We start from the raw sequence: 21,810 nt of genomic DNA, 5'->3' as shown, positions 1-21,810 counted from the left end.
GACAACCGTCAGTTGTGTGATGCCGGATCCGGTTCCTGCATTCTCACTTGGCATCGCAAATCCAAACGGATTCACCTCAGCCCCGCCATAGGAGACCATCGTGTTATACGAGAAACGGACCCCTTCAGTGACCCATGACGGGGCAGGGGCGGTCAGGAGATCAGGGATGAACACCGGAAGGGGATTTTCAACGCCTGATACCAGCATCGGAGCTGCCATACCGGGAGCAGATACAACAAAAAATGCTGAAAAACAGATAATCACCAGGGATCTCTGGAGAGCCAAACCATTGCCCATATAATCAGAATGGGAGCACAAGATAAAAAAATATTCTATCCTTTGTTCTTGAAAATCTCTTTCTTTCTCGCAAGGATCTCAATGGTATTGGTGATGGAAAACATCGTCGAAAACCCAAGTAGCGTTCCGAGCATGACACGGATATTATTCATGTCCCGGGTAATAAGCCGGTTTTCAAGGGTCAGCATCAGGTCACTCTCCGATGCATTAACATCAAACTGGTATACTGCCAGATTATTACCCGTGACTTTAAATCTGGTCGGTTTTGGAGCAGAATTTATCAGTTCATAATTTTTCGGGAGTGAGACCTGGATTTTATACCTGGTCACCTGTGTCACCCCGGCTATCTGTTCATTTCCCATTGCATACAGGGGAATAACGACTGAGACTTGTGAGAGAGAGGTCTGGTGTATCCACCCGGGAACAAATATCTCGACCCCGTAATACCGCTCGATTATATCAGGCTTTATTACCAGAACACCCCCCATCTCCTTTACACGACTCAGATTCTCATACTGCTCATAGGGGATCCGGATCGTATCAGTACTCTCAGCAATCTTGTCAGGATAGACAATCCCTTCGCGTTCGGGCATCTGCAGAAGAGAGATATTTTCAGCAGAATCAGGCACCACCATCAGGCACCTGGACTGATTTTTGTAATCTTTCCATTCAGTTATCACAATCCCCATGGTCTTTTGCTCAATGAGGGGATACAGCCCTAAAAAATACTCAGCATTATCTGATTTTTCGGAATAAATACCGATATAGTCGAGGTTCTCTGGATAAAAGGAACTTGTATAGGAGAGATATAAAAGAGCTGAGATCGTAAAACAGAAGACGACTAACCCGAGTATGAGTTTTAATACCGGGTGTTCCTTCATATAAGCAGGGATTTTCATACGGTAATCAGTATTGTGTTTTATTGTGGATCGTATGAGAGTTTTTTAATTGCCTTTTGAATCTGCATCTGTGTCCCCATCAGGTAGAGACAGTCACTCTCACATATCTCTTCTTTGTCGGAGAGATGAAACATCACATAGCCCTTCCGGTCACGTGCCAGAATAGAAACCTGTGTTTTTTTCCGAAGTGAACCAGCATCAGTCACTCGCCGGCTGGTTACCTGGAGTGCGGCAATATGCCAGGAATGGTCGATTGAGTGAAGAATCTGGGCATTATGGTAAAGCATCATCCGGCAGACTGCCTGAGCTATGATGGTCGGGATATACACAACATAATCCGCACCGGCCTCATACAACCGGGGGATCAGTTCAGGTCGTGAGCATCGTGAGAAGATACAAATGTCAGGGTTTTCATGTCTCACCATGAGCGTGCTAAAGAGGTTTTCCCGGTCATCCTGTGTGACTGCAAGGAAGAAACGTGCCGAATGTACGATTTCACGAGCATTTGTGAGAGCAGAACGAATCTCCCCGGTGACATCAGCCCCGGCCTTCGGATTCCGGTCTATGGTCACACATGACAGCCCAAGCTGTATAAAATCACGTGCAATCACCGCTCCCATCGTTCCAAGCCCTCCGATGATCGCGAGATTTTCAGCATCACTCCTCGCAAGAAATGCCCCGCTGACCAGTTTAAATAATCCATTCCCTGGTCCAATGAGATACAGAACCATAGACCGGTCAATGATCATGTCACCAGGAGGTGAAAGGATCACCTCACCCTTTCTGATAAGGTAAATCAGCCTGAAGTGATAGTCTGTCTCGAACCGAAGCGATGAGATTGTTTTCCCTTCTGCCATACTCCCGGGAATAACAGGAATTCTGACAAACCTGCATGTACCAATGGCAGAGGAGGTTTCCTGTAAAATCTTCTCCATCACAGGATTTGTTGCGAGAGTGTCAGGCTCCACCCCAAGGAGGGCGTGCCTTGCAGTCAGCGTTCCGACAATATCCTTTGAATGGACCAGAACATCAGCACCGCAGAGGGTAAGATACTGATCCGAATCATGACCGGTGGTGATCACAATAACCCGGGCATGTGTCAACTTACGCAGTCCCAGAAGTACCTCGGCAGAGATCATGTCCTCAAGACAGAAGAGGATATACCGACAGTCAGAAACGCCTGCATTATTCCAGGTTTTCTCTTCATCAAACCTGCCATAAATTACCTGAACAAGACCGGGGAGGGTAACTGCCTCCCTAAGAGCCTTTTTCTCATCCTCTTCAATCAGAACGATATCAACACCAAGACAGTGCATATGCTCCAAAACCTCTACAATCACCGGATTATATCCAAATATGACAACATGGTCTGCACAGGGATAACTGAGTGTGGTCGGCGGAACAGGATGCACCTTGTTCTGAATAATGGGAGTCAGAAAGAGATTGACGAGCATGAGAAACATAACCACACCAGATATCATCATAACAAGGACAAATCCCCAGAGGAGATCATGGGAGAATGGAAGCAATTCACCATATCCGGTCGTTGTTACCGTCTCCACGACAAAGATGAGGGCCTCTATGGGACTGATTTTTTTTGCCTCATAGGAGTTATGGAGAGAATAAAACAACATGGTCCAGAGAAGAATGACACCCGAAAAAAGAACGAGCGAGAAAAGAACCTGTTTCTCATACGAAGACTGGATCTTTCGGAGCAGACGTCTCATCGTTCGTATCATGGCCTGTTTGAAATCTGATTTGAAACCATATATACCCCCGTCATAGGAAAAGAGAAATACCTATACAATCAGGCGATCCAATAGAGGGATGTGAGATCCCATATTCTGTCACTCTTCATCTTTCTTGCTCTCATCCTGGTTGCGACCGGAGCAGAACACCCGGTCTTTACTCCTGAATCAGATCTCTTTCGTCCGATCTATTCAACCCATCTGACCGGAGAAGTCACTCCTGAAAAACCCCTTACCATTGATCTTGATATCCGTGACAGTGAAACCGGGTTTGTCAGAGTGTATGCATGGGGAGAGAATGGGACCGAATGGAACCTGACCGGAGGAGAAGGGACTGAAAATTACATCATACCTGAGGTTTTTACCAATATTCAGACCGGATATCCCCGGATTCTGACCATGAAAAATATCAGTAGTGAGTACCTTATCCTTGATCCCGGACGATACCCCCTGTATTTTTCCACGAATGAATCAGGAGGAGAGGCGGAGATTCTGGTTTTGTATATCTATCACAATCAGGTTGACATGGGAATAATTGAAAACCAGACCCAAAAAGTTTTTGAAACCACTATACCACCGGATCTTGAACGGGTGATATTCATGACCGAATCCAGCGAAGGCACAAATCTGGACTTATATGTTCAGAAAGGGACAGATCTGCCCGGTTCATATGATGCATTTACCTATAATGCAACCAATGATTGTCAGGACTGCTGGTCTCAGGGGATCGAGAATTATATTGCGGAAATGATCGTGATCGATAACCCTGAGCCAGGGCCCTACCTTATGGTGACCAGGGCTGTGAACGGTGATGACTTTTATTATACGTACTGGGCAGGGCTTGAGAAAAAGAAATAGATTGTCAGTTTTTATGGAGATGCCAGTGTTGCATTATTTGGGAACCGAAGAACATCCATGGGATAATAATCATAATTCATATTGTAGTCATATGCCCAAAGGGACGGGAAGTATGCACCATACGGGAGCCGATCCCGTATAATTTCCAGATCTTTGGTAATTACCAGAGGAGTGAGCGGGGTATACTGCCATCGTGGTTTATCTCCTAAAAACCGCTCCACAATCACCGGGGTAATGATATCTCCGGTGCGCACGGTGAGGGGAATCCGTGAAAACAGATACTCACCGGTCGAGGGATTGATTTCATAGGGAAAGAGGGCATATTGGATAGTCCCATCCTGATGCCGCATGATATTTATTGCTGTCTCCCTGGTCTTTGATCCACGAGTAATGTTTACATAACCAAAATAGAGTTCAGTCCCATTAACATCATTCCCATAATAGGTATTGAAAAAGTATGACCGCTCTCCTGAGCCGGTATCCACCATATAAAATGTCTTGTCATCTGGATTTGGTATATACATTCCCTGGGTGTCTGGATAGACCGGATCATCCTTAATCCCGAATGAATGAGAAAAATTGGTGACATCAGGCATCCAGTCGGTCGCGACCTTCACCATCTGAATCCCCTGATCGTCAGTAATGTCAAATGATCCATTGCCGAGATATTTTATATCAGGTTTACTCGAGTCTGATGAAATATACATGATATAATCGCGAATAAATGAGATCCAGGTTGCGTTGTTTTGAATGCCATCAGATGACAGGGGGAGATCATCAACATGTTTGTTTCGGGGTGAAAGTGTGGAGATACCGGTCGATTTCGGTCTTGAGCCGTCATTTCGCTGGTATATCACAACACTGTCAATTACCTCTTTTACTTTGGTTGTGAGATCTGATGCATCTTTAACATAGGTGCCCAGATTATCTGACAGATCCCCAAGATCAACCGAGACTTCGGTATCCATCCTGGGATCATACCCATACCGTTGGGTATTATAAAAGGAGGCACCTATCCCTTCATAAACCGGTTTTTGATCCATTTGTCCCTCTAGGGAGGACCCCAGGAGGGCAAGCTTTTCATCCAGTTCATGAAACCTGGTCATGTTGATAAGGGAAAGAGTTTTTTTCATCGGCTCATGATGAGGATTGTCCATGTATGAGTCAATCACCAATCTGCCCCATTCTTCTATAGGGATATGAGGATTTTCAGAGAGGGCCCTGATAGGGGTCTCATAATCCCAACCATGACCTGGCTCAACCTCTTCCGAGACGAGGAGAAGGCGGCCGAACGGATGAACGGCCCGCATAACCTCAAGCGAACCCATGAGACAGGCATCCATGCCGATAAGGTCCCATGATGTTGAAGATGTATGAAGTGCGTCACGTATCTCCTGCATTGTCAGCTGGTCCCAGTTATGGTTCTCATCAAAGCACAATCCGTCATATGATGCTCCATGATCCCAGAAGATGAGGATATTCCGGTCAGATGGTGGGAGCGTGTTCAAATAGCTGATAAAGGCGGTAAGCCCTTTTGTATCTCCCATATTCAGTCCAGGCTCTCTCTCTCCATAATACTGGCCATTTCCGATGACACCGTCAGCAGAGTCCTGCTCAAGATCCTCCCTTCCTGCTATGGTCATCCCTGCCCATCCCATACTTCGTGCACCACCATATGCAACCTGGAGATCAATATGACCTGAGTTTTCAGAAAAACCGGATAATATCTCTTTTATCTCCTCGGTACCAAGATGTGACTCAGATTCCAGATCACTGCCGACCATGTAAATGGCAATCCGTGTTGTCGGAGTATGTGGCTGAGTATCTGCTAGAGATGTGAAAGAAGTAGCAAACAGAATCAAAAAAAGAAGTGAAATGATGCGAGGAAAAAACCGTAAAAAGAAGGGCATAACATTCATCAATCAATATGTCATTATACTATTATTTCTTCCTTTTGAGAACGGATGAGGTCAGTGATCCATGAAAAAAATCCTGATATTAATAATCATCATTCTGCTTTCCAGTCAGTGTATGGCATCAGAACAAACAGATCCGGCTCTGGAGGCAGTTTTAGTCATTCCATCTGCAGGTTGGGATGAACAGTCATTGAATACCGCAGCTCGTGAGCTCACCACCTATGATATCTCCTGGACTCTGACAGGTCCTTCCCCCGGCCAGGTGATATCAGACAAAGAGGTGCAACCCCTTGAGACGGTCTCTGATAGGATCCTTAATACGACGGCCATCATTGTCATCGGGGGAGAGGACATGAGTTCGCTCATGAACTCTGAACCCGTGACCCGCATCCTCCAACAGGCCGCCGGGAACAGATCACTCTGTGCAGGAATTGGAAACGGAACGCTTGTCCTTGCACATGCGGGGGTACTTACCGGGGTTATGGTCTCGCTGCCTGATAACAAAAGCCGTGAATATTTGGAGAAATCCGGTGCCATTCCAAACATGTCAGAGGGAGTGATCACCGATACCGTCATCACTGCACGGGGATCAGATATGGCAAAGACCTGGATTGAGGTCATCATCAGGGAGATTGTGGCCAGGGAAATTACGAATCAACACGGAGTTTTATATCTTGGTGACCAGGACAATGGAAGATCCGTATATGTCATCCCGGAACGTCTCACCTCTCCTGTTGTGTCTGGTATCAGGGATGCAAATATCAGTGATGAATGGGCAGGCGAGCCATTTTCCATTCCCAGTTTTAATACCACGCTCGATATTCCGGTACGGGGGGACTGGGTACTGATCATCTCACCAGAGAATAATGTCTGCCTGCTGTATGAACAGTTTACCGGACTATCCATACCCTACGGGTCGGTGGTTTCCATCGATTCCACCCTGCTTGGGGCAAAGCGGGATTTTTCCACCAATACCGTCCCGATTGAGGAGATGATTCAGGATATCACGTTTAAGGATGTGTACCAGAATTCGAATGAGTACAATGAATCTAACAGGACTCTCCGTAACTGGACGATTGAAGTGAACAATACAAACAGCAGCGTGAAAAATTCAGTTGCCCTTCTCTTTGATGATATCAGGATAGCAGAGGTAAGCTGGGAAGATCTCACCCTTCGTGCCTGTATTGAAGGAAACGGAGTTGGAAAAGGGATATTAGACATCTTAAAAACACACGGTGATGAGAGTTCAAGCCTTGCGTATGATGAGGAACACGTTGATGGTTCAGGCTGCTATGAAGTGCTTATCAGTGTGGATGCCCCAAAAGGTATCACGGCATATCTGACCCTTTTTGGAAAAGATAAAAGTATCCTGATAGAGAAAGAGATACAAATTCCCTGATTGCATCAGCAGGGAATCGACACCCTCTTTTTCTCTCCCACCACCCGGTTGCCATGCATATCGGTTGCAACCAGGAAATAGTCGTACTCACCACATGCTACTCTCTCATAACTGGTGGTGATGGTATCATGCAATTGAAAAGGCCGGGACGACACCGGCATCCAGGTTCTCTTTCCATTTGGATACGAAACAAGTGCATATGGTGTGATACTGATTGTATTCATGGCCGAGAGAGGATATAATCTCCCAGAACGGGCAATCGTCAGAACATTCTCCTCATCAGGCCCAAGATACACAAAGTACATCGTAGTCCTGCCGGTATTGCTATCAAAGAAGATATCAATACACAGCCATGGCTCCTCAGGATCATCCTCTTTTGAGACCCGTGCAAATGCAAAATACTCTTCTGTATGGGTATCTACTGAACGCTGGAAGAAGACCGGTATGATTTGCACTTTTCCGGTCTTTGGATCCTTGAGATGAAATGCTTTCCCATCCCAGTCCGGGAGAACATACTTCCCGGATGGGGTTGTATAGGCCGGTTCTGCTCCAAGCAGGACATCATAATCCGGCGTATGACGTACAAATTCTATCTGTACCATGGCATATCCTTCATCACTGACTTCTGTTCCTGTTTCTGATACCGTAAAAACAGGCTCCTCCCTGTCAGAAAGGACAGATCTGAAGAACTGGATCAGAAATGAGTACCATTCTTCTGAAACCGCAATAACCGGAGAATATTCAAAGATATGCTCAAGGATTACCTCTTTATGAACCGGAGAGAAGATGGAGAGACCATGTGCATAGGACCGTTTCTGCCCGGTATGATGAACAACTGCCCGGGATACTGATTGTATCAGGGCATCACTGCTTGTTTGCAGGTTTGGAATTGTCCTCCTGATATCCCTGGCAAAGGTGATGAGATCAAGCGTATAGGAGATAAACAGACGCTTGTCAGACTCAAGATCCATATACATCTGCAGACCGAATTCACCTGAGTTTGCAAGTATTCCCTCTATCGCTTTTCTCCCCTGAGGATTTGCATAAACCTGTTTCAATTCACCGGCAAACTGATCGAGTGAGGAGATCACGTCAGGTATTGCATTCAGATCGATAAGGGAAAGGGTTGCAGGACTGTCCTGTATCTCTGGCCTTATATAGCCATCGATAATGGAGATTCCATACTCTTTCGGATCCATGGAGGGGTTTTGCACCAGTTCACTGGCTATGATGGTGTAATTCCATCCAGAGGAGGGCTCTGTCTCTTCAGATGCAAGCAAATACCGTGCATGCCCTGATAAAGCACTGGCAACCTCAATCGTTCCCATCAGACAGGTATCAAGACCGATCAGATCAAAATGAATTCCTGATTCTGTCAGAGCTGCTTTTATGTCTGTAAGCGGGATATTACCGGTATCATAATTCTCATCAGGGAATGCTCCTTTATATGCCGCTCCGTGACCACTCATGATCAGATATTTTCGTTCAGCATCTTTCCACGGCTCGAGGAGTGATAAAAATTCCTGAAATGACTCCTTTGTGCCCATATTTGAATCAGGATACACCCGGGTGTAGGTATCCCATGAGTTATACCGGCCATTATCACGATAATCAGCGGTTGCATCAGCAAGGGAATACACCCGCATCCCCCGCCATCCCTCCTTGTCTGCTCCGCCATATGCGATGATAACCGTAAGGTCAGGATTCCCGTCCCCATATCCCTTCCGCATATCAAGAAGATTCTGGCTGATAAATCCATAGTCTCCAAGACGGTTTTCAGACTCAATGTCATTACCCACCAGATAACAGGCAAGAAGCGTCACGTTCTTATTGGACGGACCGGTACCAGATTCTGCACCGGCAAAACCGATTGGACCGGATAGAATCACTGTAATCAGCAGAACCAGAAAAAAGAGAGAGTAAAGGGATGGTTTTTTCATATGACAAAACCACCGGTTATTGCCGAAAGCCGCTCCCTGATATCTCCATCATCCGGATTGATGCGAAGTGCCTCCTGATAGGCATCCTGAGCTTCGTTTGTGCGGTTCATCTCCTCAAGCAGAATACCTTTCCTCTTCCAGAGCTCATATGAGGAGGGATTTTTCTCAATACCGTCGGTGATGATCTGGACAGCATTCTTTAGGTTTTCTGACTTTTCATACAGATCAGATATGGCAAGATATGCCTCAATAAAATAGGGATCGGCAGATACTGCCATATTAAGGCTTTTTAAAGCCCCGGCTTTATCACCCAGCCTGAATCTGCTCCTGCCCTCCCAATAATGCGCCGAAGGGGTTCCGGGGAGCAGATTCAGACTTTTCTGGCAGGCATCACGTGCCTTTTCATATGATCCATTTCCATAGAGTGCTGTTCCATATCCGGCCCATGCAAACGGATCGGTGTCATTGAGCAGCAGTCCTTTCTCGTAACTTGCAACTGCCTCTGGATAACGGGACAAGGATGTCAGGATGGTTCCCTGCAATATATACCCCTGCCATGCATCCGGATGTAAAAAGAGGAACTCGTCTATTGATGCAAGTGCCTGCTCCTGATCTCCTGATCCTGATTGTGCCCGTGCCAGTCCCAGCCAGCCTTCGAAAGAATCGGGATATGTATCAAGAACCTCACCAAATACCCTGGCAGCCTCTGGAAAGGAACCATTTTGGAGCAGGCGCTCACCCTCCGTAATGAGGGACTCAGCCGATGTACCATTTCCAAACGTTTCGGTAGTCAGGGTATTGAGAACTCCGGTAAAAAGACCTTTATCAATACTCCCCGGTGTGGAGGTGTTCTCACCCAGGACAGGGGTAATACACAGCAGAGAAAAACAACACCAGAGGAAAAAGGCGGTTCGCAGAAACAAAGAGGGTGGTCGTGACATTGTGACACCTATGAGGAGTTGGAATCAGACAGGATAAAAATTTCGAAAAATTGAATTTCTATGGGGTGCATGTCGGAACCGGGGTTACCTCCGGATACACTGAGGCACTCCCGGACTGACCGGATACTTGTTTTAATTCACTTAGAAATTTGGAGTAGTCTGCATTATCCGGTTCAAGAGACACGGCTTTTTGTGCTGCTGCCAGAGCATCCTGAACCGGAGCCCCGCTTTCATAGAGAATCTTTGCCTTTATATAATAATCAGAAGCCAGATACTGTGGATCATCATGGGTAATGACGAATTCTATGGATTGCAGGGCATCCTGATAATGCTTCAGATACCATTCAATCTGTGTTTTGAGTGTGTACAACGTTGCCATCTGATTATCCGACGCTGAACCGGTTGCAGCAGATATGGCATACTTTATCTGCTCCAGGGCCTCTTCTTCGCGGCCGTCATATCCCTGAAAGAGCACTTTTGCATAGCCGTACAAGGCGCGGAAATCAGATGAGTCTATCTGTAAAGCAGCCTTGAAATTCTGTTCAGCCTGGTTGTACTGCTTTTTCGTCAGATAGTCCAGTCCATCATTGATTAATTGATCTAATTCGCCCCCTGAACTGACCGGGACTGTGATTGGTGTCTGATATGGTTGGATGGTTGGCATCATCGTCGGTCGGAGAGTTGGCATTGAGGTATACCCTGCCATCATTCCCTGCGTCGGCATTACAGTCGGTTGTGGGTACTGCTGATACTGCGGGTAATAGGAGCCATAGGGATTATATCCGGTATACTGGGGGAACTGACCAGTCATCTGATAGGGGAGCTGATACCCGGTTGAACCATCCCAGCCATATGAATAGGGGGTCCAGAAATCCTCAGTATCATCATACATCGGCATACCAAAGACGTCATACACCATACCCGGATAATAGGAGTACCCGGGATAGTTCTTTTCTTCAGTATCACGCTCAATAAACGTAAAGGACTCAATCATCGGATCGATTACCGCTTTTTCCTCCTCATACTGCTCTGCGCGGTTTTCATAGATCGCAGAGAACCATCTGCCGTCTTTTACGGTTGTAATCGTGTATGTCCTGACGGGAGTGTCATTCCTGACCCACTGGTAATCAATAAAGAAGGCATCTGCATCTCCAAGAACTCCGGGCCCGCTTGATATCACAGACCCCTCAGGGAGAAGGTTTACTGATGATACAAGGTCTGATGTCAGGTTTTCAAGACTCTGCTTCGTTTTACGGGTCACTATGGTAATCATCGTGGCATTTGCCGGGGTCAGAACAGAAATCTCCCTCGTATCTGCATCAGCAGCATAGACAAGTGACGCACCTTCCGGATACGTAAAAGAAAACCCGGCGGTTGTGTCATTGTAGGTCAGATACGGAATTTCTTCAGCGGTACAAATACTACCGGTCATCAGGACAAGGACCATCCCGATGATAATTACCAAAAGATGAGAATAGGATCTCATACGGTAATCTTACATCAAAGAGCTTATAATTATGGGTAATCAGGCAGACAGGGAGCCAGACATACAATAAAAACCACATGCATATAATTTCGAATCTCATATTACCCTTTTCTGTCCAACTCTTTCTAGAATGGTCTTTCGGGAATACGTCATCATGGCATATCATTGGGAGAAAACACAATGAAGATTCTGCATACCTCAGACTGGCATCTGGGTAGTCAGATCTGCGGACGAAAACGATACGAAGAGCATGAACAATTTCTCTCATGGCTGTTGTCCCTTATGAACCGGGAAGGGGTTGATGTCCTCATCGTTGCAGGAGACATTTTTGATACAACCACCCCTCCAAATCGATCCCTGGAACAATATTACCAGTTCCTTGCCAGGGCGTCAACATCCTCCTGCAGGCATATTGTCATTACCGCCGGGAACCATGACTCTCCCTCGCTTATCGCTGCACCCAGAGAACTCTGCAAATACCTCAATATTACCGTTATCGGAAGTGCTCCAAAAAAACCGGAGGAGATGGTGCTGGTGTTCAATGACCAGGATGGCATGCCGGAGCTGATTGTCTGTCCGGTACCATATCTTCGGGACCGGGATGTCAGGACCACCCAGGCTGGGGAGAGTCCGGAAGAGAAGACGGCGAATCTGCTTGCCGGTATCAAGGCACAATACCATGCCATCGGCAGATGTGCAGAGATGATGCGGGAAAAGATCGGGCCAATCCCGATCATCGCAACCGGTCACCTGTTTGCTGCGGGGGGGATGACGAGGGAAGATGACGGCAGCAGGAATCTCTACCTTGGAACACTCGCCTGTGTCGGGGCTGATGCCTTTCCCCCCTGCATCGATTACCTGGCACTTGGTCATCTGCATCTCCCACAAAGAGTCTGTGGCAGTGATCGGATACGGTATAGTGGTGCGCCATTAGGAATGGGATTTGGAGAGGCGGGTCAGACCAAATCGGTCCTGATGCTTGATGTTCATGATTCGCGAACCATGTCGATCCGGGAGATTCCGGTCCCGGTATTTCATCGTCTCTCAAGAATAGCCGGAACGCTTGATGAGGTAATGCATAACCTGGATTGCATGAAGACGGAATCAGTACCGGTTCTTGTTGAGGTACTTTTGCAGGATTCCCAGAAAATTCCGGATGCACATGAGAGATTTCAGTCATTTTGCGAAGGAACACGAGTAGAAGTACTGCGGGTCAGACCGTACCGCCTGCCAGGCCAGGTTCTCCATCCATCCCATCCTGAGGAATCGCTTGCTGAGCTCTCGCCCGAAGATGTGTTTATGAGGCGGATGGATGCTGCCCAGATCACCGGTGATGATCGCGATGAACTGCTTGCATCATTTCGGGAGATTTACAGGTTGGTTCTGGAAGAAGACATGACTGCGGAGTACCAGCGATGAAGATTCTGAAATTGAAATTTTCAAATCTGAATTCTCTCGCCGGAACATGGGAAATAGATTTTACAAATCCTGCATTCACGTCATCCGGTATCTTTGTGATCACAGGACCGACCGGATCAGGAAAGACAACCATCCTTGACGCTATCTGCCTGGCACTGTATGGCAGAACCCCCCGGCTTGACAAGGTTACCAAAGCGAGTAATCACATCATGACCCGGCACACCGGTGAATGCTCGGCTGAAGTGGTGTTTGAGTCCCAGAAAGGGAGATTTATCTGCCACTGGAACCAGAGAAGAGCCAGAAATAAGCCTGATGGGGAACTTCAGGCACCACAGCATGAGATCAGCAATGCCGATACCGGAGAGATTCTTGCTTCAAAGATACAGCAGGTCAGGGATATCGTCAAAGAAGTAACCGGTATGGACTATGATCAGTTTACCAAATCAATTCTTTTAGCCCAGGGGGAATTTACCACATTTCTTTCAGCATCTGAAGATGACAGAGCCCCGATTCTGGAACATATCACGGGAACTGACATCTACTCAAAACTCTCCAAAAAAACACATGAACGATACACACAAGAAAAAAATCTGCTCGAACAACAGAACCGGGAACTTGACATTATCTCGGTCCTCTCCCCGGAGGAAATAGAGCATATCAGGCAGGAGATAGAGGAACTGAAAAGATCCATCGCTGAAAAGGACGCGGAAATCACACGAACCAGTGGTGCTCTTCGGTGGATTGAGACGCTTCAAACAATCAGACGTGAGATAGGAGACCTTGAGATAGATGCACTCCGCCTGGCAGAAAAAAAAGCTGCATTCGAACCCTCACGAGAAGCACTGGTAGCAGCACAGAAAGCAGCCACATTCGAGGGGTTGTATGCTTCACTCATAGTACAGCGAAAAACCGTGAGGATGGATACAGAAAAGAAGGATCAGACGACCGTTGAGTTGGAAATCCTGCAAAAAACCCTTCCTGATATTGAAGCAGCGGTGCAAACTGCCCTCGCCAGGGTGGAACAGGCAGAAAAAGAACGCGACGATGGAATTGCCCTTATCCACACAATTAGGGCACTTGATGATGCAATCAAGAAGGAGGAGGCAGAAGCGATACAATGGAATGAAGAATTGAAAGGTCTTCAAAACCTCCTGAAGACCTACATCACGAATCAGGATCAGGCAAAGAAACGGGAACAGGAGATCCTGAATGATAAAAGCAAGGCTGCATATTATATCAGTCAGCATGCATCCGATGCCACCATCAGGGATCTCTATTCAGGAATTGAGCAGAAAATAAAACTGATAGAGGAAGAACTCAGTACTATCGGCAAGGAAAAGCAAGAGTGCATCAGGCAGAAAGAACAACTTCAGAAACTGAAACTGGACCTTGACGCGTATCGAAGGAAGAAGGATGAGCAAAAGGACCTGCTTCTTAAGAAAGAGGAAGAACAACAAAAGTTCGAACAAACGCTCACAACCATCCTTTCAGGGTCGTCTCTTCCAGACCTTCGGAAAAGCCGGGATGAGTTACGAATCCGCAAAGACCAGCTGAGCCAACTTGGAGATGTATCCACAAACATAACAGAGATATCTGCAAAACTTGAAAATCTCATACAGAAACAGGATGATCTGACTCATTTTCTCCAGGCATCAGAATATGAAAAAGAAGGGATCGAATCAGATCTCAGGCAGCGTCAGGAAATTCTGAATATAAAACGAACCAATGCAGTTCTTGCTGCAAAGGTCAGGGACCTTAGCAGGGAGCGGGAGCTGTTACGAGACGGAGAACCCTGTCCCCTTTGTGGATCGCTTCAACACCCGTATGCATCAGGTATTAAGATACAGCCGGATGAGGTCATGCGGGAACTTGCGGAGGAAGAGAAGAGAATTCAGGACCTGAACCGGCGACTGACAGCCATATCAGCAGCAATCGCACAAAAGGAAGAGGAAATCAGGAGGTGTCGGGAGGATATCACAGATTGTGAAACAAAGCGTGCGGCTCTTCAGGTGACATGGAACGAGGGGACAGATACCCTGGGAATCAACCCAAAGACTGATGAAAAATCACTCATCACACATATGAATGCGATGGCATCTGAACTCCGGTCCCTTGATACAAGAATTCATGATGCTGAGGTGTGCGAGGAACAGATACGAAAGCAAACACAGGTAATTTCAAAGGCCAGGGAACTCCTGATTACCCTTGAGCAGGAATGCCTGGAGAAGGAGTACGAGACAGCCTCCATGCAGAAGATAAGAGAGGAACAAAAAGCCAAAATATCGGCATGTGAGACGAGGGTTGATCGCTACCTTGAAGAAATCAAACCGGTTCTTGAAGATCTTGGATATATAATCACCCGGGAGACCAATACTGCGGCAGTCCTCCAAAGTCTGCAGAACCGGCAGAAAAAATATCAGGAGGAAGAGGACCGGATAAAGTCATGTGATGATCAGCTGGCAATCATAAAAACTGAAATCAGCGAGATCCAAGGTAAGATCTCAGAAAAGACTGATGAGATCACCAGACTATCCGTGCGAATCAGGGAAAAAGAGGGCATACTCCTTACTTTACGCAATGAACGAAAGCATAAGTATGGAGAGAAAGATCCAGAGAGCGAAGAAAAACGGCTTTCTGATACCGTAACAAAGGCCAGGGAGATACGGGATGCAAAACAGAACGAGAGAAATCAACTCGTGAACCGAATACATTCACTCGATAGCCTGCGTCTTGATCTTGAGAAGCGGATTCTCACCACACAATGTGATCTGGAAAAACACCTGACCGAATTTTTGACTCGGATCAGGGAGGCTGGATTTGCAGATGAATCGGCCTATATCGCCGCCCGGATGTCTCCGGAAGAGTTTACAAAGCTGCAAAAGAGATGGGATGAACTAAAGGCCGACCAGACAAAGATAGATGAGCATATGAAACGGGCACAGCAGCGGTATGAAGAGGAAGTTCAGAAAAATCTCACGACTAAAGACGCTGTGGAGATACAGGAGGAACTGAGAGTATTTCAGGAGCAAAAAGAATACTATCTTGCTGAAATCGGGAAAAATCAGGAGAAACTCTCCAGACATGACGAGATGATGAGACATCTTGGTGAGAAGATTGCTGCCAGAGACAGACAGGCTCGTGAGGTGGAGCGATGGTACAAGCTCTCTGACCTGATCGGGTCCTCCGATGGGAAGAAATTCCGGGTTTTTGCCCAGGGCCTTACCTTCCGCATTCTTCTTGCCCATGCTAATGAACATCTGCGCCGGATGACCGACCGGTATATCCTCGTTCAGGACAGGAATCTTCCCCTTGATATGCAGGTCATCGATACCTGGCAGGGAGGAATTGAAAGGTCGGTCAGGAACCTCTCCGGTGGAGAGATGTTCATGGTCAGTCTTGCCCTGGCTCTGGGCCTCTCTGGTATGGCAAGTCAGAACGTCAGGGTTGATTCCCTCTTTCTTGACGAAGGCTTTGGAACCCTTGACAGTGAGGCGCTTGAGACCGCTCTCCTGACATTATCCGGTCTTGAGCAGGAGGGAAAACTCATTGGAGTCATCTCCCATGTACCGGCACTGAAAGAGCGGATCCCTGTCAGAATAACAGTCGAAAAAGGACCAAACGGACGGAGTAAGATCCTTCTACCTGATTACTCCTGAATACTGAAACATTTATTTTCCTGGACAACCTTTTTCAGGTATGGTAAAGGCATTGTGGTATGGTGGAATGCTCCTCCTGCTCTTCGGGTGCATTCCCCTGGGTATAAGCGGAGCGGCCACAGACTCGTCCTATGTGTATGGTCATCCCCCGAGTGCAGGGAACATCGTCTTAAACTTTGATAATACCGGGAATGATCGTGACGCCGTTGTCATCGTCACCCTTGGCGGTAATGCAGACCCGCTGTATGCGATCTACATTCCAGCAGAAGATTATGGCAGTATTAAGAGCATTGGTCAGGGGAGATTTGATGTGTATTTTGAGCTCGGTGTAGACTGGGATGAGAGAAACCGGATCTTCCAGGACGGGAAATTTTATAAGATCTCAACCCCGGTGATCCTGAAAGACAACAAGGATACATACACCGTGTATCTCTATGACAAAGAAGGGAAACCAAAGCGAATAAAAGAGATAACGCAAAAAGAGATGCCAGATATCAGACCACGTATCTAATTCCTTTTTTATCCTTATTTTTCATATTGTTTATATAACTAGGATACCTGTATTCCATTTTAGCAATTTTGCAGCATCTTTTAATATCACCCGGTGATTGTTCTCAATAGATATGAATAAAACCTTTTTTGTGTTACAAACCTAGATATTTAATTATGAAATGGCATGAACACTGCCAGTATATGGAACTCCCCCGTGAATACCCGGTTACCGAACTTGCCAGATTTCATGGCCATCTGGGACCTTTTATTGTACTTGGATACCGGATGGGGCGATATGCATTACAGAGACTGGGGGATAATCCATTTGCGTTAAAGGCTATCGTCTATTGCTCCGGGAGCACACCCCAGTCATGCCTTGCTGACGGAATTCAGCTGGGAAGTGGATGCACGCTTGGAAAAGGCAATATCGAGATTATAAAGTCAGATACTGTGTACAGTGAATTTTCATCTGACGGAGAAAAAATACGTCTAAAACCTCTTCCATTCAAACAGCTTCCACAGGATACCCCTGAGTATGAACTTGAGATCGAGCGGTATGCTGCTGAGCTGTACACCCTTGCGGACGACCAGCTCTTTACGGTTGAGGTCCTCCCATGAGCAGAGGATCCAGCGAAATTATTCATCTTGAGAGAGTCTGGACCACCTATGAAGGCGCAGACCTTCCGGTTATAAAGGACATCACACTTGGGATAAAACCTGGCGAATTTGTCGTGATAGGCGGACCAAACGGTGCAGGAAAGACGACGCTTCTTGAGACCATCGCCGGACTGCTTCCGGTCATATATGGCAGGGTTGAAGTCTGTGGGTATGATGTCATAAAACACGGGTGTGCTGCACGAAAGAAGATAGGGTATGTTATCCAGAACTTTGACTTTCATCCGTTCACCCCATTTACCGTTGAAGAAGTCGTCCTGATGGGGCGGTATGGAAAGATAGGATGGCTGAAGCGGCATACAAGTCAGGACATGGATAAAGTCCGGTCGGCCATTCAGCAACTGGGTCTGACCCTCATGCAGAAGAACCAGATTGGAAAACTCTCCGGAGGTCAGCAGCAAAAGGTACTTATTGCACAGAATCTTGCAAAAGACCCCGAAGTTCTCCTGCTTGATGAACCATTCAGTAATCTGGATATGGTGACGAGAGAAGAGGTCAGCAGACTCCTCTGTCAGATAGCTGACAGCGGCATTCCGGTTCTCATCGTCTCGCACGCCTTTGATGCCCTTCCTGACCGGGACATCAGGGTGATCGTTATGCAGAATGGTTCCATCATTCTCAATCAGCTCACACATCCGTCGATGGTTGGAGAGCTGGTCCGCTCTGCTTCGGTGGCAGCCTGATGCTTGAATTCCTTATCCCGAATAATGTCATGTGCCATGCAGTGGAGGCGATGCTCTTTGCCTCCCTTGGGTGTGCTCTATTGAGTGTATTAATTACCCAGATGAACATCTCATCAATCGGATTTACCATGTCCCATGCCGCATTTGCAGGGGGGTCAGTCGGGGCATTCTTTGGGTACGCTGTCCTTCCGTCAGCAGTTTTTGTGAGTATTCTGACTGCCTTTCTTATGGGGCCGTTAAGTGACCGAACGAGAATGCATACCGATACCACGCTTGGGGTACTGTTTGGTACTATGATGGCAGTAGCTATCTTTTTTATATCACTGATGCAGGGCACGGGGAAAGGGTTTGAGGCAAGTTCACTCCTCTATGGGAATGTCATCTCTCTTTTTCGTGAGGAGATCTATGCACTGGCACTCATTACCAGCATCATTTTCATGTTCCTTGTCATCTTTTACAAAGAAATAACAGCAATTATTTTTCATAAGCGTCTTGCCGAGATAGCTGGGATCCGGGTAAAACCGGTATATTATGGCATCCTGTTTCTGATATCAGTCATGGTAGCCTTGAGCATTCCGATTGTCGGGGGCCTTTTGCTCTATGTCTGGCTGGTCACCCCTGCCGCTATAGCCTACCAGTTCTGTAACACCATGAGGAATATGTTCATCATGGCACCGGTTATCGCTGTTATCATCAGTTTGACCGGTGCGGTAGGTGGAATAGTATATGCTCTCCCAGTAGGTCCTCTCACTGCGGTATTATTCAGTCTCCTTTTTATAGGTGCTGTGGCAATTTCACCAAAAAGGAGAGTTATATTTCATAATCATTAATACGAAAAATGGGTAAGTAATAATTATGAGGCATTCAGGATTATTTGTTATTCTGGGCATCATCATTGCTCTTATTCCAGGAGCATTGGCCTTGAATGTTGTGACCACCACCAGTGTCCTCTGGGATCCGGTTCAGGAGATCGGTGGCGATGCTGTGCATGTCGTATACATCGCTGATCCGACTGTATGCCCACACCTGCAGGGCGATATTCTCCCCGGCCTTATCCAGAAGAATGCAAAGGACCTGGAAACCGCGGACCTGTTTTTAGCTCACAATTCAAGCATGGATCTTGCAACCATGCAGGCGATTGAGAAGTTCCGTGAATCAAACGGCTTTGGAAAGACCAATTGGAAGATTTTAAAGCCAGATGCAGCCTGGAACACCCCTGAATCAGCGCAGGAACTTGCAGACACCGTTCTTGGATGGCTGAAGGCAGCAGATGGAGCCAATGCAACGGCATACGAGAAAGCTGCACAGGCATACAAGGAAAAGATTGCCGCTGCAGGGAACCTGACTGATGAGGAAAAGAGCCTGCTTTCCAAGAAGTACGCAGTTGTCATGGCATGGCAGCGTGAGCCGGTAGAGAAATGGCTTGGTCTGAACGTGGTAGACTTTTTTGCACCTGAATTTGCATTTGGTGGAAACAAGACTCCGGCAAAGGTTGTAGAATCTTTAAAAGCAGATCCCGCGAAACTCTATGCAATTGACCTGCTTCCGGGTGGCGGGAAGATGTATGTGATTGAGAATATGCAGTCCGGTGAGATGGCGAAGGGAATTGCAGAAGCACTTGAAGATATGGCAATTTATGCAAACCGGGTCGTATTTACGAACTTCCCGAAATCAGTTGAGGGTGTTGACTCGATTCCGGACGTGCTCACATACAACAAGAACCTGGTTCTTCAGTAACTCCTTTTTTTTCTCCTGATTCTATAGAGATAATTTTCATATAGGTTATTACCTAATGTAATATCGTACTACTGTGATGACCTCTCCGAGGTGGGAGTACGCACATACATAGTATCAACCGATTCATCATTGCTCAGAGAGCACCATTACCAAAATCACCCCAAACAGGTTCTGCCGATCCTGCATGGTCATCACATACCCACCTCAAAAAACTGATGTGATTATTAAGACATTTCTTGCATATCTCGTTGGACCGGCTGAAATAGTTCTGTTCCCCCCACTGTCAGCAGGTACAAAGCAACACCAAGCATAATAATCGTAGAGCCTGATGGAATATCAAAGACCCAGGAGAGGAAGATGCCTCCGGCGGTCAGAAGCATGCTTATGGCTGTTGCACCGATCATCATGCCCTTTAGTGTCTTTGAAAAAGGCCGGACGATTGCTGCCGGGAGTGTCAGGAGCGCAATAACAAGGATAATCCCAGCTACCTGGATGAGAACCACCACTGACACCGCAATCAGAACGAGAACCAGAAGATGCAGTCCACGGGTGGGGAGGTTTGAAATGGCAGCATATTCTGGATCAAATGCCAGTGCCTGCAATACCGGGTATAATATGAGAAAGAGCAGTACGATGCATATTCCAAGAAGGCTAATTGTCATCAGGTTCCCGGGTGTAACAAGGAGGATGTTCCCAAACAGATAACTGAAAAGATCAGGGGTATATCCGTGAGTCAGAGCCAGACAGAGAATGCCAAAGGCCATCCCCCCGGCCCAGAAAGCACCAATAAGCGTGTCAATATGCTCTTTTGCCCGCTCCACCAGCCCCCAGATAAGGGCTGCAATCCCGAGGGTAAACCAGAAGGCACCGGCAAGTGGATCTATACCAAGAAGGTACCCAAGGCCGATACCACCAAATGCTGCATGGGAAATCCCGCCGGCAACTGAAATCATATGTTTTACCGTTATGTAACTTCCGATGATCCCGCAGATGACTGATGCTATAAGACCGGCAAGGAGAGCAGATCGAAAAAATTCAAACCCAAGTGCCTCTATCATGAATCATCTCCATGCCGCTCAAGTACCCGGTGGGGGATATCCCCGTGGGTGATAATGTCAACAGGACATCCATATGTCCGGGCGATCATCTCCGGGGAGACCTGATCACTTTCGTGCATGAATAACCGACGGTTCAGACATGCAACGCGATTTACGTGGCGTGAAACAACACCAATGTCATGCGTAATCATGAGGATGGTGATATCTCTGGAGAGAGAGGTGAGCAAATTATAAAAATGCTCTTCGGTCGGGGTATCAACATAGACGGTCGGTTCGTCAAGGATGAGAATCTCGGGATTTCCCGCAAGTGCCCGTGCAATCAGGGCTCGTTGCCGCTCTCCGCCCGAGAGTTCTTTCACCGGACGGTTCCCGAGTTTCTCTGCAGAGAGCCGAGATAATGCATGCTGTGCAGCACGGTGATCCTCAGGGGTGTACCTCCTCATAAATCCGGTCTTATTCCCCATTCTCCCGGTCAGGACCATCTCATGAACCGTTATCGGAAAGGAGAAATCAAATGCATGCGACTGGGGAACATACCCGATTTTGGCCCTGGTTTTCGGGCATGCCGGCTCTCCAAAGAGAAAGATTTCTCCGCTATACGGGACA

At 47.0% G+C, this 21,810-nt stretch carries 18 protein-coding genes; 9 read left to right on the top strand and 9 right to left on the bottom strand.

Annotation, left to right across the window (positions count from 1 at the left end; translation table 11 throughout):
* The 3 genes from PLA23_RS01255 to PLA23_RS01245 all read right to left on the bottom strand — a co-directional run.
* On the bottom strand, positions 1-297 hold a 297-nt coding region (locus PLA23_RS01255), incomplete at its 3' end, for a hypothetical protein (protein WP_324473673.1).
* A gap of 35 nt (positions 298-332) precedes the next feature.
* Positions 333-1,196: a hypothetical protein gene (locus tag PLA23_RS01250; protein ID WP_324328622.1), complete on the bottom strand. Its 864-nt coding sequence runs from the start codon at positions 1,194-1,196 to the stop codon at positions 333-335.
* Positions 1,197-1,216: 20 nt separating this feature from the next.
* A complete protein-coding gene (locus tag PLA23_RS01245; protein WP_324473670.1) occupies positions 1,217-2,935 on the bottom strand; it encodes a potassium channel family protein in 1,719 nt (572 codons plus the stop codon).
* Between the two features lie 90 nt (positions 2,936-3,025).
* Between PLA23_RS01245 and PLA23_RS01240 the strand changes: the two genes are divergently transcribed.
* Entirely contained in the window at positions 3,026-3,802 is a 777-nt protein-coding gene (locus PLA23_RS01240) for a hypothetical protein (RefSeq protein ID WP_324328626.1), read from the top strand.
* Positions 3,803-3,813: 11 nt separating this feature from the next.
* Here PLA23_RS01240 and PLA23_RS01235 read toward each other — a convergent pair whose 3' ends face one another.
* Positions 3,814-5,586 (bottom strand): clostripain-related cysteine peptidase, encoded by a 1,773-nt coding sequence (locus PLA23_RS01235; RefSeq protein ID WP_324473668.1) that lies wholly within the window; start codon positions 5,584-5,586, stop codon positions 3,814-3,816.
* A 196-nt stretch (positions 5,587-5,782) separates the two neighbouring features.
* Between PLA23_RS01235 and PLA23_RS01230 the strand changes: the two genes are divergently transcribed.
* Entirely contained in the window at positions 5,783-7,117 is a 1,335-nt protein-coding gene (locus tag PLA23_RS01230; RefSeq protein ID WP_324328630.1) for a DJ-1/PfpI family protein, read from the top strand.
* A 5-nt stretch (positions 7,118-7,122) separates the two neighbouring features.
* On the opposite strand, the gene PLA23_RS01225 is transcribed toward PLA23_RS01230, so the two are convergent.
* Genes PLA23_RS01225 through PLA23_RS01215 form a run of 3 tightly spaced genes read right to left on the bottom strand, consistent with a single transcriptional unit; the run spans position 7,123 to position 11,484 of the window.
* Positions 7,123-9,057, bottom strand: a complete 1,935-nt coding sequence (locus tag PLA23_RS01225) for a clostripain-related cysteine peptidase (protein WP_324473666.1) — start codon at positions 9,055-9,057, stop codon at positions 7,123-7,125.
* The gene (locus PLA23_RS01220; protein ID WP_324331935.1) at positions 9,054-9,998 is read right to left on the bottom strand and encodes a tetratricopeptide repeat protein; all 945 of its coding nucleotides are present in this window, start codon (positions 9,996-9,998) and stop codon (positions 9,054-9,056) included. Before PLA23_RS01220 ends, PLA23_RS01225 begins: the two co-directional genes overlap by 4 nt.
* Before the next feature lie 58 nt (positions 9,999-10,056).
* Positions 10,057-11,484, bottom strand: coding sequence for a tetratricopeptide repeat protein (locus PLA23_RS01215; protein ID WP_324473664.1), 1,428 nt, complete (start codon positions 11,482-11,484; stop codon positions 10,057-10,059).
* A 180-nt stretch (positions 11,485-11,664) separates the two neighbouring features.
* Between PLA23_RS01215 and PLA23_RS01210 the strand changes: the two genes are divergently transcribed.
* The 7 genes from PLA23_RS01210 (at position 11,665) to PLA23_RS01180 (ending at position 20,146) form a co-directional block, all read left to right on the top strand.
* On the top strand, positions 11,665-12,903 hold the full coding sequence (locus PLA23_RS01210; RefSeq protein WP_324331906.1) for an exonuclease SbcCD subunit D C-terminal domain-containing protein: 1,239 nt from the start codon (positions 11,665-11,667) through the stop codon (positions 12,901-12,903).
* Positions 12,900-16,559: an AAA family ATPase gene (locus PLA23_RS01205; protein WP_324473662.1), complete on the top strand. Its 3,660-nt coding sequence runs from the start codon at positions 12,900-12,902 to the stop codon at positions 16,557-16,559. The genes PLA23_RS01210 and PLA23_RS01205 overlap by 4 nt, the downstream gene beginning before the upstream one ends.
* Before the next feature lie 40 nt (positions 16,560-16,599).
* Positions 16,600-17,070, top strand: coding sequence for a hypothetical protein (locus PLA23_RS01200; protein WP_324328801.1), 471 nt, complete (start codon positions 16,600-16,602; stop codon positions 17,068-17,070).
* A 155-nt stretch (positions 17,071-17,225) separates the two neighbouring features.
* On the top strand, positions 17,226-17,669 hold the full coding sequence (locus tag PLA23_RS01195; RefSeq protein WP_324328803.1) for a formylmethanofuran dehydrogenase subunit E family protein: 444 nt from the start codon (positions 17,226-17,228) through the stop codon (positions 17,667-17,669).
* Positions 17,666-18,409 (top strand): metal ABC transporter ATP-binding protein, encoded by a 744-nt coding sequence (locus PLA23_RS01190; protein WP_324328805.1) that lies wholly within the window; start codon positions 17,666-17,668, stop codon positions 18,407-18,409. The genes PLA23_RS01195 and PLA23_RS01190 overlap by 4 nt, the downstream gene beginning before the upstream one ends.
* A complete protein-coding gene (locus tag PLA23_RS01185; protein WP_324328806.1) occupies positions 18,409-19,239 on the top strand; it encodes a metal ABC transporter permease in 831 nt (276 codons plus the stop codon). The genes PLA23_RS01190 and PLA23_RS01185 overlap by 1 nt, the downstream gene beginning before the upstream one ends.
* Before the next feature lie 25 nt (positions 19,240-19,264).
* On the top strand, positions 19,265-20,146 hold the full coding sequence (locus PLA23_RS01180) for a metal ABC transporter substrate-binding protein (protein ID WP_324328808.1): 882 nt from the start codon (positions 19,265-19,267) through the stop codon (positions 20,144-20,146).
* A 224-nt stretch (positions 20,147-20,370) separates the two neighbouring features.
* On the opposite strand, the gene PLA23_RS01175 is transcribed toward PLA23_RS01180, so the two are convergent.
* Together PLA23_RS01175 and PLA23_RS01170 are read right to left on the bottom strand one after the other, a co-directional pair.
* On the bottom strand, positions 20,371-21,204 hold the full coding sequence (locus tag PLA23_RS01175) for a metal ABC transporter permease (RefSeq protein WP_324328810.1): 834 nt from the start codon (positions 21,202-21,204) through the stop codon (positions 20,371-20,373).
* Positions 21,201-21,810 (bottom strand): metal ABC transporter ATP-binding protein (locus PLA23_RS01170; RefSeq protein WP_324473660.1); only part of this gene is annotated, 610 nt, incomplete at its 5' end. The genes PLA23_RS01175 and PLA23_RS01170, both read right to left, overlap by 4 nt.

The organism is Methanospirillum sp., from assembly GCF_035406105.1.
In the GTDB taxonomy this organism is placed as follows: domain Archaea; phylum Halobacteriota; class Methanomicrobia; order Methanomicrobiales; family Methanospirillaceae; genus Methanospirillum.
Note: the sequence above shows the minus strand (reverse complement) of the source record. Positions and strands in the feature narration are given on the sequence as shown.